At 64.0% G+C, this 14,113-nt stretch carries 10 protein-coding genes and 1 pseudogene; 4 read left to right on the top strand and 7 right to left on the bottom strand.

The window, feature by feature from the left end:
* Positions 1-1,161: a glycosyltransferase family 4 protein gene (locus tag MHX63_RS08635; protein ID WP_239388158.1), complete on the top strand. Its 1,161-nt coding sequence runs from the start codon at positions 1-3 to the stop codon at positions 1,159-1,161.
* Here MHX63_RS08635 and MHX63_RS08640 read toward each other — a convergent pair.
* Both MHX63_RS08640 and MHX63_RS08645 read right to left on the bottom strand, forming a co-directional pair.
* Positions 1,158-2,969: a hypothetical protein gene (locus MHX63_RS08640; RefSeq protein ID WP_239388159.1), complete on the bottom strand. Its 1,812-nt coding sequence runs from the start codon at positions 2,967-2,969 to the stop codon at positions 1,158-1,160. The genes MHX63_RS08635 and MHX63_RS08640 overlap by 4 nt on opposite strands.
* Before the next feature lie 40 nt (positions 2,970-3,009).
* Positions 3,010-4,290 carry a DUF3068 domain-containing protein gene (locus MHX63_RS08645; protein WP_239388160.1) on the bottom strand — a complete coding sequence of 427 codons (1,281 nt, stop codon included), beginning with the start codon at positions 4,288-4,290 and terminating at the stop codon, positions 3,010-3,012.
* 180 nt (positions 4,291-4,470) lie between these two features.
* Between MHX63_RS08645 and MHX63_RS08650 the strand changes: the two genes are divergently transcribed.
* A complete protein-coding gene (locus MHX63_RS08650; protein WP_239388161.1) occupies positions 4,471-5,766 on the top strand; it encodes an acyltransferase in 1,296 nt (431 codons plus the stop codon).
* Positions 5,767-7,157: 1,391 nt separating this feature from the next.
* Here the strand turns inward: MHX63_RS08650 and MHX63_RS08655 are convergent.
* The 3 genes and pseudogenes from MHX63_RS08655 to MHX63_RS08665 all read right to left on the bottom strand — a co-directional run.
* A pseudogene (locus MHX63_RS08655) lies at positions 7,158-9,257 on the bottom strand (DUF3367 domain-containing protein); the annotation flags it as partial.
* A gap of 14 nt (positions 9,258-9,271) precedes the next feature.
* Complete coding sequence (locus tag MHX63_RS08660) at positions 9,272-9,478, bottom strand: DUF2613 domain-containing protein (protein WP_005297166.1); 207 nt, start codon at positions 9,476-9,478, stop codon at positions 9,272-9,274.
* A gap of 98 nt (positions 9,479-9,576) precedes the next feature.
* Positions 9,577-10,116, bottom strand: coding sequence for a universal stress protein (locus MHX63_RS08665; RefSeq protein WP_239388162.1), 540 nt, complete (start codon positions 10,114-10,116; stop codon positions 9,577-9,579).
* Positions 10,117-10,208: 92 nt separating this feature from the next.
* Between MHX63_RS08665 and MHX63_RS08670 the strand changes: the two genes are divergently transcribed.
* Both MHX63_RS08670 and MHX63_RS08675 read left to right on the top strand, forming a co-directional pair.
* Positions 10,209-11,414, top strand: coding sequence for a glycoside hydrolase family 3 N-terminal domain-containing protein (locus MHX63_RS08670; protein WP_239388163.1), 1,206 nt, complete (start codon positions 10,209-10,211; stop codon positions 11,412-11,414).
* A 41-nt stretch (positions 11,415-11,455) separates the two neighbouring features.
* A complete protein-coding gene (locus MHX63_RS08675) occupies positions 11,456-13,177 on the top strand; it encodes a VanW family protein (protein ID WP_239388164.1) in 1,722 nt (573 codons plus the stop codon).
* Positions 13,178-13,322: 145 nt separating this feature from the next.
* Here the strand turns inward: MHX63_RS08675 and MHX63_RS08680 are convergent, their stop codons facing one another.
* Complete coding sequence (locus tag MHX63_RS08680; RefSeq protein ID WP_239388165.1) at positions 13,323-13,649, bottom strand: hypothetical protein; 327 nt, start codon at positions 13,647-13,649, stop codon at positions 13,323-13,325.
* Between the two features lie 55 nt (positions 13,650-13,704).
* Positions 13,705-14,049, bottom strand: coding sequence for a hypothetical protein (locus MHX63_RS08685; protein ID WP_239388166.1), 345 nt, complete (start codon positions 14,047-14,049; stop codon positions 13,705-13,707).
* Positions 14,050-14,113: the final 64 nt, after the last annotated feature.

Consider the following 14,113-nt stretch of genomic DNA (forward strand, 5'->3'; position numbering starts at 1 on the left):
ATGAAAGTACTGCTTCTCTGCTGGCGCGACACAAACCACCCCGAAGGTGGCGGCAGCGAACGTTACTTGGAGCGCGTGGGGGAGTACCTGGCCAACCAGGGCCACCAGGTGGTATTCCGTACCGCACACTATCCCGGCTCCACACGATCGCAGCAGGTCGGCCGCAATTTCCGTTTTTCTCGTGGCGGCGGCAACCTGACGGTTTACCCGCGTGCGCTGGCCGCGATTCTGGCTGCCCGCCGAGGGCGCGGGTCGCTGGCGGATATCGGCCGCCCGGACGTTGTGGTGGATACCCAAAACGGCGTGCCTTTCTTCGCCTCCCTGGTCAGCGGTGCGCCCACGGTCGTTTTGACCCACCACTGCCACCGCGAGCAGTGGTCCGTCGCCGGCCCAATCCTCTCCCGCATCGGCTGGCTGATCGAGTCCACCATCTCGCCGTGGATCCACCGGCGCCGCCGCTGGGTCACTGTCTCCGCACCCTCGGCCGAGGAGCTGGTGGAGCTTGGCGTGCCACGCGGCAACATCGAGATCATTCGCAACGGCATCGATCCGGTCGCTCCTTCTTTGATTCCGGACGCCCCCAACCCCAACTCCGACCACGCCAGCGAGGAGCAGACGATCCACCTGGTGGCGCTATCCCGACTGGTCCCCCACAAGCAGATCGAGCACGCACTGGACGCGCTGGCCGCCGTGGCGCGCACCCATCCGAACGTGCGCCTGGACGTGATCGGCGACGGATGGTGGGCTGACCGCCTGCGCGATTATGCCCGCGAGCTGGGGATTGAGCCATTGGTGGTGTTCCACGGATTCGTGTCTGAGGAGCTTAAGCACCGCATCCTCAACCGCGCCTCTGTGCACGTGATGCCCTCGCGCAAGGAGGGCTGGGGTCTGGCCGTGATCGAGGCGGGACAGCACGCGGTGCCGACGGTCGGCTATGAGCCCTCCGCCGGGTTGCGCGATTCCGTCATCGACGGGGAAACCGGCCTGCTGTGTTCTTCCCCCGGTGGGCTGATGAACGCGGTCGAGTACCTGCTGGATAATCCGGAGAAGCGCCGGGAGATGGGCCGGGCCGCGAAGCGCCGAGCCGAGGAGTTCTCCTGGGACGCCACCGGCGCCGCCTGGGAGAAGCTGCTGCGCCAGGAGGTCGCGCGCGGGCGCTAATCAGCGCTGTCGGCGCTGTGAGTTTTGCCTGTCTTGTCGGGCAGCGGCCGGTTACGGCCGTTGAGCTGCAGCCGACGGGTGACGCGCCACAGCCACACGCACATGCCCCACATCATGAGCATCCAGTAGAACGTCATGCCCACGAACAGTGGCGCGCGATCCTGGACCGGCGAGCGCGGCAGGGTGGGGCTCTGCACCCGGTAGAGGTCGTAGTTATCGGCGCTGAGTACGCGCCGAATGCCCTTGGAGTTCAGCACCTGCAGCGCCTTCGTCATCGCCGCGCCGTCGGTGATGGAATACCAGTCCACCAGCACCCAACTCACGCCATTGCGCTGCAGGGTGTTCTTGCCGTTCATAAGGTCCGACAGGATCCCCATGCTGGTCGGGTTGCCATCCACCACCTGGCCATCGACGATCAGGAACCCAGGATCCATCGGCGATCCCGGCAGCAACTTTAGCCCCGGATCCACGTGCGGTCGGTCGCCGCGGGTGCGGTAGTTGCCCGGCGGGAGTAGCACAATCTTGCCGTTCGGAGCACCAGAGATGATGGTGAACATCTGGCTCCACGTCTCCGAGATCTGCACCCGTTTCAGTGGCGCCATATCCGCCGGATATGCGGGGACGGTCAGTACACACGCAACAGCCAGGCCGGCGGCCGCGGCCCGCGGCGCCCACCGCGAACGGCTGGAATTGTCCGCCTTAGCTGGGGTATCGCGGGGATCCCCAACGCTGCGGCGTGGGTCCATCCGCTCCACCGCCACGGCGATCAGCAGCACAAACCCCGGAATCGCTAGGCAGACGAACTTCGAGGTATCGCGGAACATGCCCGCGCCGGGCACGTGGCTAATTGCAAAGCCCATCAAATCCACGCCCCAGCCGGTGGCCAGCAGAGGGGGCGTCACTAAGGCAAGAACAGTTAGCACCGCAACGCCGCGATAGACGCGCCACAGCTCCTTGAAGCCGAGCATCAGCACCACGCAAAGGATCACGCTTATGACCACCGAAAACAGGGTGCGCGAGGGCGGGATAGCCTCGGCATTCCAAATCCCCGAAAGCCCCATCGTGGAGGCAAGCGGGCCTAAGAAGCTTTCTCCGCGGGCGGAGAACAGGACGGCGGACAGGGCATCGGAGCGGGTCTGCGAAGGATTAGAAACCCAGATCGCCGGCAGCAACCACGGCAACGCGGCGATGATGCTGGCAATGAGGCTGCGCAGGCGCTCCCCGTGCGAGGGGGCGAATACCAGCGCCGTGATCAGCGCCAGGATCAGACCAGTCGGCACAAAGCCACACAAGCAGATCGCCACATACAGCAGACCGTGGGAGCGCGCGGCGGCCAGAAAAGCGACCGCAGGCAGCAGCATGCCCGCAGTGGCGACGGTCCACTGGCCCTGCAGAAAACGCTCGATGACGAACGGATTCCACACCACAAACAAAGCGGCAACCAGCTGCGCGGACATTCGCCCGCCCGCCATATCCCGCACCATCGCGGCGGCGAAGTAGCAGCCCATCAGGCAGGAAACCAGGACGAGTGCGCTGGCCAGGAGCGTAGCGGAGACGGTGGGGGAGAAGAGCGTTAGCACCGCATCCTGCGGCAGGGCGCGCGGGGCGCCGTCGTTGATGCCCAGGTTGTTGGAATTCTCCGGCAGGGAATCGGGCACGAACATGTCCCGCAGCAGAAACGCCTTCGAGGAATCCGGGCGCAGACCCAGCCAGAACGGCCACAAAGTGACGATAGAGACGAGGAAAGACCACCCAAGCGCGATCCGGCGATCGCGCTTGGTGGTGGTCTTCGGCGGCTGTGGCTTCACAGCCAACAGTCTAGTGGCTCGGCGGAAATAATTGCGGGAATTACTTAGCCGCCAGGCGTGCGGAACGGTGAGCGATCCAGCCGACAACCAGCAGGATCAGGCCAACCACGCCCAGGATCCATGGCAGGATGGTGCTCATCAGCTTCATCTTGTCCAGCCCCTCGCTGGCCTTCTTCATCTGCCCCTCGCGGGACTCGTCATCCCATTCACCCGGGAAGTACACGGCGGTGCGGGTCGGGTTCTTGATCTCCTCTTCCTTGTTCTCGAGGATCTGCTGTGCCTCTTCGTCGTCCTGCGCGTAGTACTGGAAGACTTCCTCGGAACCGTTGACGATCACGCCGGTATCCGGCTGCACGCGCAGTACGCGGTGGACGGTGTAGTAGCGGGACAGCTCAACCTCGGGGCCGAGGTCCTCCTTGTCGCCGTCCTTGCCCTCTTCGCCTTCCTTTTTCTCGTCGGCCTTTTCATCCTTCTTCTCGGCCTGTTCGCCGTCTTTGTTCTTGATGTCGGCCGGGTCGATGCCCCAGACCTTCGCCGGGAACTTCAGACGCAGTGCGGAAAGGGTGCCCTTGTCGCCCTTGGACAGTTCGCCGTCGGCCTCCAGGCGCTCGCGCAGAGCTGGGTACAGCTCGGTCGGGGGAACGGTCTGCTCGAAGCGGTAGACCTTTTCGCCGTCCTGCTCTTCCTCACCGACGTAGTCGATCGGCTGGGTCTTCAGGATCTGCATGTCGAAGTAGTCGTAGGACTTGCGGTCCGTGCCCATCGGGAACTGATAGGTGATGCCGGGGCGGGTGAACGGAGCGACGGAAGCCTCTACCTCTTCGTCCTTACCCTCGTTGGCGGCTGCATCCAGCGCCGGGGCGTTCAGCTCAACCGAGGAAGTCGGATCTGGCACAGGCATCTGGGTCTTGCGATCCAGGGTGACGTGGTCGATCGACGCGCTGATCAGGTTCTTCGGCTCTTCCTTGTCCGTACGGAACAGGGTCTGGCCGGCCTCCAGCGTGACGACCTCCTTGTCCGAAGGCTCCTGTGCAGTGGTGAAGCGCTGGGACTGCATCTCCACGTCCTTGTTGATGAAGCAGCTCACCCGGGGGTTGTCGCCCTTGCATTCCGGCTTGTTCTTGTTATCGCCCACAGGCTTGCCGGCAGCTAGCGCACCGGAATCCAACAGGTTACCGGGGGTCTTCGGGGTGCCGGTGGTGGAAACCAAGTCCAGCGGCAGCACCTTGCCCTTGGGGACAACATAGGTGGGCAGGGCGATAGCAAAGACCAGCATCGCTACGCCGAGCACAATCGCTACGGAGGAAAGGATTCTCTTCATAGGAGGGGGTTCCTGACTCTATCTGTTGAAATCGGTTGAAATTTATCTGGTGACTACATTTAGCCCTTAAAGCTTCCAATACTTTAGCCAATCAAAACTAGATACTTCGTAGATTTAGAATATTTTTCGAGAAAAATCGTCGGGGGTGTTTTCGCGTACAGGTCGGTTAGGCTGATCCTGATGAGCACGAAAAAAGTCACAGCCCGGCCCGCGCCCTTTCTGCCTGCACTGGAGGGGCTGCGCGCGATTGCCTGTTCCGGCATTATCATCACCCACGTTGCGTTCCAAACCGGCGCGGATACGGGGAACCTGCTGAACCGCATGATGGCGCGCACGGACTTCTTTGTGCCCGTGTTCTTCGCTCTTTCCGGGTTTCTGCTGTGGCGCCGCCACCGCGCGGACTTTGCGGTATCTACCTCGCAGGACAATCTGCTGACCTTGGCGGGTTACTACGTGAAGCGCCTGGGGCGCATCTTCCCGGCCTACCTGGTTACCGTCGCGGTTGTGCTGTTGTTCTTCCCGGTTGCGGGAGCGCCGACGGTGTGGCAGATGATCTCGAACGTCATCATGGTGCAGATCTACGTCGACGGTGGGCTGATCGGCGGGCTGACCCACCTGTGGAGCTTGTGCGTAGAGATGGCTTTCTACCTGGTGCTGCCTGTGATTGCGGTGGCGTGGGGGCGTCGAGAAAGAAAATGGCGCATCGTGTGGATCGTTGTAGTGGCGGCGGCGAGTTTCGGCTGGGCCTTCATCCCCGCCTTCGCCGAGTCCCCGGCGCCGGGTGGTTTGAACCCGCACATCATGCCACCTGCGTTTATCGCGTGGTTTGGGGTGGGGCTGCTCGGCGCGGAGCTGGAGTCTATCGTGCAGGATCGTGCTTACGCGCGCACGGGTAAGGACGGGGCCGAGGGTATTGACGCCCGGTACCAGCTGCCGGAGGTGCGATTTGTAGCGAAGTTTCGCTGGGGGTTCTGGTTGCTGGCTATCGGTGCGCTGGCGGTCGCGGCCTCGGACGGGCCGGAGGGCCTGACGCACGCGGCGCCGGCGGAGTTCGCCCGCCGGACGCTATATGGCCTGGTGTTCGCTGCCGCGCTGATCGTTCCTTATACGCTGGCGCCGCGGTCGAGGTTCTTGGAGTCGGCACTGATGCAGGCGCTGGGCCGCTGGTCGTATGCGATCTTCCTGTGGCACATGTCGCTGCTATCGCTGGTGTTTCCGCTGCTGGGCGTGCCACTGTTCAGCGGGCACACCGCCCTGGTGCTGGTGGCTACGTTTGTGCTGAGCGTGCCGGTGGCCGCGCTGAGCTACTCCTTTGTGGAGGAGCCCGCGCGCCGGGCTATTAATTCCTGGTGGCGCTCGGTTCGGGATGCCAAGCGCGGGGCTCGCGCTGCAGAGGCTGCAGTAGCCAAGACAGAGACCACCACGGCCAGCAGCACGACGGCGAGCGCGCCGTTCACCACGAACCCGCCCGCGTAGTAGTTTCCGCTGCCCCAGGCGCCGCGGATGCAGAGTAGCAGTGCCAAAAACGCGGCCGCCCCGGTGATGGTTTTGCCCGCCAGAATGGCGCGGCGGAAGGCACGGCTCCGTGGGGTGTGCTCTGTAGCCTGGGCCTTGTCTGCTGCCGCTGTCTCAGCTATCGCTGCCGCCGTACTATCCGGCAGCGCCGACATCCGGCGGGTCCGCCGCACCACGAAGACGCACAGTCCCACCAGCACCAGCGCCGCCATTAGGCCGATGGCCAGCCACGCGCGGTATAGTTTCGTGCCCTCAAAGTGGATGGTGACCAGCCCGGCCTTGCCCTCCGGGACGAGCCACCCTTGCTGCCAGCCATTCACCGTGATCGGCGTGAGCTGCGTGGTTTCGCCGCCTTCTTCCAGCGTGGCGATGCGCCCAGGGTTCGCCTGTGAGGGGCTGAACAGCACGCGCTTCTTATCCGAGGCCTCCAGGCGGGTGGATTGTTCGCCGGGCGCCAGCTGCTCTCGCGGCCTGGCCTGCTCCACCGGCTGTGCCGCCGGGATTTCCCGCACGGCAGCACCGAACAGCGGCTCGGCGACGGAGAGCGCCACCCAGCGCGCCGTGGTGGACAGCACGTGCTTGCCCGCGGACAGGTTCAGGGTGTCGCCGCAGGTATAGTCCTTGCCGTCGATGGTCACGGGCGCCTGGTTCTCGCGGGCACATTCGGAGGTGTGCACCACAACCGGCAGCTCGCCCGGGCCGTTGCCAATTGCTTCCGGCACCTCGAAGCCGCGCAGCATGACGGATTCGTTGATTTCCTGGCCGAATACCCACCGGTTCAGTGTTGATCCTGCGGTCGACCCCGCGTTGGCCTGTGGAGCGTCGCCGCCATCCACCGGGGGCACCGTCGGCACGCGCCGCGGCGTGACATCCTTCTCTCCATCGGCCAGTACCTTCGCCTCGGCCACGCCGAAGTCGCCGAAGGAGCCCACGATCGTCATGCGGATCGCATCGGCCCGCCCGGCGGGAACCTTCACTTTGTTGGTCTCGCCGGTCTTAAGGGTTGCCGACGTGCCCGACACGATTTTCCCCTGCAGGTACGTCGTCACCTGCACACGCGTAGGCCGGCCCTGAATTTCCAAATGCAGGCCCAGCCTGTTGTATGCCTCGTCCATGCGGAACTCGATGTACTGCCCCGCCGCGTTGCCGACCGTCGGCCGCCATGCTGTCCTGTGCGAACCATCCACCGCGGAGGTTGCGGAAGAGTACGTTTCCGCTCCGCCGAAGCTCGTCGGGTCCGCGGCGGTGGAGGAGACCCGCACCTCGCCGCGGCCTTCCACGTGCGTCATCTGCTCCGGCGGAACCTCCTGCCCGTCCGCATCGCGCACGGGGTAGTCGCGCACCGGGTTCAGCACCTGCACCGGGTCGTCTTCGCTGCGGATCTCGCTGTCCGCGCCCACTACGTTGCCGTAGTTGTGGTCGCGCAGCGCGGGCGTGTCCGTCACCGTCTGTGCGGGTAGCTCTAGTTCTTTGCCTTGTGACGCCCCCACACGCGCCCGCGCCGCACCCTGCCTACCCAGGGCCGCGTCCGCCGCTGCCAGGCGGGGGAGGGATTCGGCGCTGGAATGGGAGACGTCGAGGCGTTCGGCGTCAATAATCCGCAGGTCACCCGCAGTGCCCACAGTACCCTCAGTGCCCGCAGTGTCAGAAGCAACAGGATCGACCCGATAGATCCGCACCTGCTCGTCGTCGCCGAAGGCGGCGGCCTTGCTGAAACCTCCGGAGCGTTCGAGGGTGCGTTCGATCCGCTTGGCGCCGGGGGTGTCGGCGGCGGTGGTCAGGTCGTAGCGTAGTGCCAGGTAGCCCACGCCCTGCTGCCACAGTGCGGCGGCGAGGGAGGGGCTGGCGGTGCCGGCTTCCAGCTCCCGCTGCACGCCGTCGAGGCCGCGGATGGCCTCGGGCTGCACTAGCGGCACGGAGTCGCGCACGACCCACGGCACGTCCAACAGGGGCTGGGCGGGTTCGTCGCGGGTGTTTCCCCAGGTCTGGCGAGCAAAGCGCGCCTTGGGGAGGATCATGGTGCGGGCGGGGGCGTGGGTTTCCCCTGCTTCCTTGGCGACTTCCGAGTTCAGCCAGTCCGCGGCCTCGGTCCAGTAGTCGGGCACGCTCCGGTAGGCGTCCGCGGCGGCGATGCGCCCGGACCAGCCCGTGGCGGTGACCACGACGACTAGCAGGCAGATGGCAATGGCGCGGGGGACCTCCGCGTGCTTCTCCGGGTGGAGCCACCGCGCCCAGCGCTCGCGGCTAAACCCCGGCCAGGGTAGGCGCGCCAGGCCGTGGGCGATGCCCACAACCAGCGCCAACCGCACCAGAGGGTCGAACTTGTGCAGGTTGCGCAGCGGGGCGCCCGCGCCGTCCAGGAACTCCCGCCCCCAGGAGGCCAGCGGGGAGATCGGGGCGGTGGCAAAGACCATCGCGGCCACGCCCACCAGCAGGATCGTCAGCCAGCGGCGAGCGAATGGCAGCTGCGGGCGGGTGAGCCCCCACAAGCCTAGGAATGCCACCAGCAGGGTTCCGGCGACGAAGACGGGCTCGCCGACCAACTCGTAGCCGCCCTGGCGCTCGGCGGAGAGGAAGGGAGTCCAGCTGGTGGTGCCGCGCAGGATCTCCGCGAGGTTCATCCAGTTGGTGGTTAGGGATGCGGACTCGATGTAGTCCGTGAACGGCGGGGAGTATTTGCCCAGCAGGAGCAGTGGGCCGATCCACCAGAAGGTGGCCAGCAGGCCTGCGGGCACCCACCACAGCGCGAAGTACAGGCCCACGCGCGGGCGGCGGATGCACATACCCAGCCAGAAGATCACGGCGGGCAGGATGGCCACGGCGGTGGCGATGGCGTTCACCGCGCCCAGGCACAGTACAGCCAGGGCGCTCAGCAGGGCGTATTTAGCCAGGTAGGAGCGTGTGCGACGGTCGGGCCAGCTACGGTTACCTGCGCGAGAGCCAGCAGCATTCCGCGCCAGCATCGCCGCGCTCGCCACGGGTAGTAGTACCCACGGCACCAGCGCGCATACCCACGCCTCGGAGCTAATGGCCCCGAGCGTGGTGAGGATCCGCGGGGAGAGCGCAAAGAGAATGCCGGCGATCACGCACGAGCTGCGGCTGCCGATGCTTAGCCGCTGCAGCAGCAGAACCGTGCCGGCGAATGCGAGAGCCAGCAGCAGCCCCCACCAGAGGCGCTGAGTGACCCAATCGGGCAGGAAAGAGAATATCGCGAAGAACAGGCCGTGCGGGAACAGGTACCCGTAGGCCTGGTTCTGCAGCTGCCCCAGCGGGAAGGTATCCGTCCAGGGGTATAACGCTTGGCGGAGGAATCCCCAGGGGCTGGCCGTGAGGTCCAGCTTCGTGTCGGCTGAGGTCAGCCCGGGGGATTGTAGGAATGCGAAAAGAAACCACGCGAGGGTGCTATACACCCAAGCGCGGCGAGAAAGGGGGCGATGCGCCGTGGTTGGCACGTGATGGTGCGCCTTTATTCGGAAATGCGGCCGCCGTACTGGACGGCGCCCAGGAAGGCGTTGTCCTGGTTCACGGCGATCTGTTCGTCGGTGGGCAGTTCAGTGGTATCGGCCATTGCGCCAGCGCCGAAAGTTGCGGCGCCGCCCAGGACCAGGCCTGCAACTGCGGAGGCGACCAGTGCGCCCAGGCCGCGACGGTTAGAGGCAGTTTCGTTAGCCATGTTAATTCCTGTTCCTAGTGGGATTGTTGTGGTTTTAGCGTACTAGCTTCTTGTAGATCGTACCCAATCAAACGCCAGCAGACCTTCGTTTGGGAAAACTAGTCCTCATCTTCGATCGGCGGGACGATGAGCACGGGACGACCGGCGTTCTTGATGATGCTCTCCGACACGCTGGACTGTAGGAAAGACTTCCAACCCGATAGCGCGCGAGTGCCTGCGACGATCAGATCCACGTCCAGTTCATCGGCCGCGTCAACAATGGCGCTCCAAATAGCTGTTCCGGACTCTACCAGAAAGGGTTCGGTAACAAAACCATGGGAGTTGGCCAGATCCACGCCCTCGTTGCAGATGTTCACGGCCTCTGCGTACGCCGGATCGTCGTCCTCCGGCTGCTCGCCGGTTTCGTTGGACCAATCGTGCTGCATCATGCCGCTCATGCCCGCCGCGCGCGCAGCCTGGCGGTGGATCGGCTCCCACACGGTCAGAATGTAGGCGTTCTTGGCGGACAGGAAGCGTCCGGCGTGCTCCACAGCGCCGTGGGCTTCGGCGGAGCCGTCGTAGGCGATCAGGACGGTATCGCCGCTCGCGTCGAAAGCCGGCTGGTGTGCTTGCTGGGCTTGTTCTGCCTGCTCGGTCATGTGTATCGCTCCTCGGTGGGCACTTCGGTGGCAACTCAGAGGCATTGCACGATTGGTGCACTGCTTGTTGCGTTTGTTACTACGTTAATACTATGCCCCGTAGACATGTAGCCGCTGGCGCTTTAGGTTTCGTTCTTGTTGTTGCCTCTAGCGCTTGTTCCTTATCGACGCCCACTGACCAGCCAGCCGATACCTCCACATCCGCAGCCACTTCCGCCGCACCCAGCTCCGAAAGCTCCGACGCTGCCGAATCCAGCGCGCCCCCAGCGGAGAACCGGCAGGCGTGTGCCCAGGTGGAAGGTAAGGCACCTAGGGAGATGGCTGGCCGGATGCTTGCTGTGGGCGTCACCACCTACGAATCAGCAGAACAAGCCGTCGACGAAGGTGTGCGCCACCTCTTCATTGGCTCGCAGACCGATAAATCCATTCTGAATGGGCAGGGCGATCCCGCGCGTAGCCTGGCAGCGCTCGAGGAACGCGCGGGCGAACCGCTGACCGTGAGCGTGGACGAGGAAGGCGGGCTGGTGCAGCGCCTTTCCGAGATCGTCGGTGAGCTGCCGAGTGCGCAGCAGATGGCGGAGACGATGAGCCCCGAGGAGGTGCGCGACCTCATGGCCGAACACGGCAAGAAGGTCCGCGACTTGGGAATCACCGTGGACTTCGCGCCGGTGGTGGACCTGGCCGGCGGTCAGGAGGTTTCCGATAACGCGATCGGCTCGCGCTCGTTTAGCGCCGACCCGAAGGTGGCGGCGGATTACGCGCGCGCCTACTCGGAGGGCTTGCAGCAGGCGGGAGTGACCCCAGTGCTGAAGCACTTCCCGGGTCACGGCCACGCCACGGGTGATTCGCACATGGGTGCCGTGACCACCCCGCCGCTGGAGCAGATGCAGGGCAACGACCTGCTGCCTTTCCGCGAGCTGGTGGATGTTGAGGGCATGGCCGTGATGGTTGGCCACGTGGAGGTGCCGGGATTGGGTGAGTCTTTGCCGTCCTCGGTGAACCCTGCGGCCTACAGGCTGCTGCGGGAGGGCGGTTATGGTCCGAGGCATGACGCCCCAGGTTTCGACGGCGTGATCTACACCGACGACCTAACGGGCATGAAGGCCGTGACGGATCGTTACCCCGGCCCGGAGGCAGCCGTGGCCGCACTGGAGGCGGGAGCGGACGTGGCGCTTGCCGCAGCGGGAGCCGTGGAGATTCCCGATGTGGTGGAGGCCATCCGCGTGGCGATCGACGAAGGGCGGATCCCTGAGGATCATGTGCGCGATTCTGTGAATCGCACCTGTGTAACGGAGTAAAAGAATTCCCTGTTCGGGGGATTCGCGATACACTAACCTGCGTGAATTCTCAGGATCAGACTAACCGGAGCCGTCGGCCCGTCAAGCCACGCAAGCGCCGCGGCATTCCGTGGTGGGCGTGGTTCTTCGTCGGCTTGATCGGCCTGGGGGGTCTCCTCTACGGCGTGGATCTGGCCATGAGTGAGGGCAAGGTGCCGCGCGGCGTGACCGTCGGTGGCGTGGACATCAGTGGTGTGGATAAATCCCAGGCGGAGCAGCGACTGCGCAATGACTTGGGCGAACGCACCCGCCAGCCGGTGACGGTTCTGGCGGGCAACATGAGCTCCACCATCGAGCCCGCCAAGTCCGGCATGCAGGTGGACTGGGGTGCCACGGTGGACCAGGCGGGCCAGCAGCCGCTGAACCCGATCACTCGCATCCGTTCCTTCTTCGAGACCCGCGAAGTGGGCATTATCTCGAAGATTACGGACGAGGGGCTGAACCGTTCCCTGAGCCGTGTGGAGCGGGAGCTTACCCGCGACGCGGAAAACGCCAAGTTGTCCGTCGGTGCTGACGGCAAGGCGGATGTTAAGGAGGACAAGCCGGGGCAGACCGTGGATCGGGCGCTGCTGGATACCGAGGTGAGGGAAAACTGGCTGAACACCGATGGGCGCGTGAACGTGGAGGCCACGATCACCCCGGCGGATGCGGATAAGGACGCCGCCGAGCGCGCCGCTAAGCAGTACGTAAAGCCGGCGACGGCGAAGAACCTGGTGTTCCACGGACGCGACAAGGTCGATGGTGTGATCACTCCGCAGAACTGGCACGAAATCCTGACCTTCAAGGTAGACGGTGGCGAGTTCATGCCGGAGTGGAACACGGAGAAGGCGCAGGAGATCCTGAGCGAGCAGCTTTCCAGCACTGAGGTGGAGTACCGCGACGCGAGCTTCGAATTCCACGGCGATGACATCACTGTGGTGCCTTCCAAGGATGGTGTGATCATTAAGTGGAAGGAAACGCTAGGCGACCTGCAAGCCAAGGCGCTGGATAAGAAGAAGCGCGACCACGAGGTTGTGTACGAGGACAAGAAGGCCGAGTACACAACCGAGCAGGCGAAGAAGGCCCACTTTGACGATGTTGTGGGCACCTTCACCACTGGCGGTTTCAGCGGCCCTTCGGGTACCAACATTCGCCGCGTGGCGGAGATGGTGAATGGCGCGATTGTGCTGCCGGGGGAGACGTTCTCTCTAGATGGTCACACCGGCCCGCGCGGTACTGCGCAGGGCTTTGTGGAGTCCGGCATTATTATCGATGGCCACGCCGGCAAGGCGGTCGGCGGTGGTATTTCGCAGTTCGCAACTACGCTGTACAACGCCTCGTACTTCGCGGGCATGGAGGACGTGGCGCACACCCCGCACTCCTATTACATCTCCCGCTACCCGGCCGGCCGTGAGGCGACCGTGTATGAGGGTGCGATCGACCTGAAGTTTAAGAACCCGTTCGATACGCCGGTGCGCATCACCACGGACGTGAGCGGGGATTCCATCACTGTGCGTCTGCACGGTGTGAAGCAGGTGGATGTGGAATCGATCCCGGGCGAGCGCACCAATCCGACCTCGCCGAAGAAGATGGAACTGGACGGTGACGACTGCTCGCCATCCTCCGGCGCGCCGGGCTTCACCATCACCGACACTCGCGTGGTGAAGGACCTGAAGGGCAAGGAGCTTTCCCGCGAGACCCAGCGCACGGTCTACGACCCGCAGCCGATCGTGAGCTGTAAGTAGGGGCTAGTTGACTGGCCCTAGGCCTGGCGCGCGGAGCAGCGCGCGCCCAACAGGTGTTGTACACATGCGAAAAGGGGGCGGGAACGAATATCCGTTCCCGCCCCCTTTGGCTACCAAAGCCCGGAGCTTAAAGCTCTAACAGGTCTTAGATGATGATGCCCTGGTTCTTCAGGTAGTTGCCGATGGCGATGCCAACACCAGCGATAGCGCCAACAACAGCGGTGAAGGTCAGGGTCTTGGTCAGGATCCACCAGCCAGGCTGGTTGTCAATCTGCTCCGGGCCCCACAGGTTAGCGCCGTGAACCTTGTCGCCGGTGTTCAGCGCCTTGCCGACGTTCTCGTTAGCCTCAGCGGAGGAGCCGTAGATCGGGGACAGGTTCTGGTGCGTCTCAGCGGAAGCAACAGCGGTGCCAGCCAGTGCAACGGAGGAAGCGGTGGCGATGGCCAGAGCGGCCTTGCGGAAGTTCTTCATGTTAGGAATCCTTTTCCTTAGAAATCGTGTGATGTAAGAAAACTGCAGCTCTGGATTAGCCCAGGAAGCCGTTGTACTTCAGGAAGTTGTAGGCCGGAGCAACGATCAGGCCCAGGACGGAAGCAGCTGCAGCAGCGATGCCACCACCGACGAAGATCTTGGTCCACAGAGGCAGGTCATTCTTGTCCTCGCCGTCGTACTTCGGGTTCAGCCAGTTACCGACCTGGTCACCGGTGAAGTCATCCCACCAGCCCAGCTTCTCCTTCAGGTCGGAGGAGCCGGAGAGGGACGAAGCCGGGGTGTCGTTCTGGTTCTCCTGAGCGGAAGCAACGGAAACGCCGGAGATGGCAACGGTGGTAGCAGTAGCAACAGCCAGAGCTGCGTTGCGGAACTTACGCATCTGAAATGCCTTTCTGTAAGTGTGAGTGGTTCGAAGTCAAGGACTTCACTTAAGTTTCTCTTGG

The sequence above is a fragment of the Corynebacterium sp. ACRQK genome, assembly GCF_022345965.1.
GTDB lineage: Bacteria > Actinomycetota > Actinomycetes > Mycobacteriales > Mycobacteriaceae > Corynebacterium.

Excerpts from the sequence above, each read along its gene's own strand:
- MHX63_RS08635 (WP_239388158.1), top strand. The coding sequence starts at position 1 with ATGAAAGTACTGCTTCTCTGCTGGCGCGACACAAACCACCCCGAAGGT.
- MHX63_RS08645 (WP_239388160.1), bottom strand. The coding sequence starts at position 4,290 with ATGAAGAGAATCCTTTCCTCCGTAGCGATTGTGCTCGGCGTAGCGATG.
- MHX63_RS08650 (WP_239388161.1), top strand. The coding sequence starts at position 4,471 with ATGAGCACGAAAAAAGTCACAGCCCGGCCCGCGCCCTTTCTGCCTGCA.
- MHX63_RS08660 (WP_005297166.1), bottom strand. The coding sequence starts at position 9,478 with ATGGCTAACGAAACTGCCTCTAACCGTCGCGGCCTGGGCGCACTGGTC.
- MHX63_RS08665 (WP_239388162.1), bottom strand. The coding sequence starts at position 10,116 with ATGACCGAGCAGGCAGAACAAGCCCAGCAAGCACACCAGCCGGCTTTC.
- MHX63_RS08670 (WP_239388163.1), top strand. The coding sequence starts at position 10,209 with ATGCCCCGTAGACATGTAGCCGCTGGCGCTTTAGGTTTCGTTCTTGTT.
- MHX63_RS08680 (WP_239388165.1), bottom strand. The coding sequence starts at position 13,649 with ATGAAGAACTTCCGCAAGGCCGCTCTGGCCATCGCCACCGCTTCCTCC.
- MHX63_RS08685 (WP_239388166.1), bottom strand. The coding sequence starts at position 14,049 with ATGCGTAAGTTCCGCAACGCAGCTCTGGCTGTTGCTACTGCTACCACC.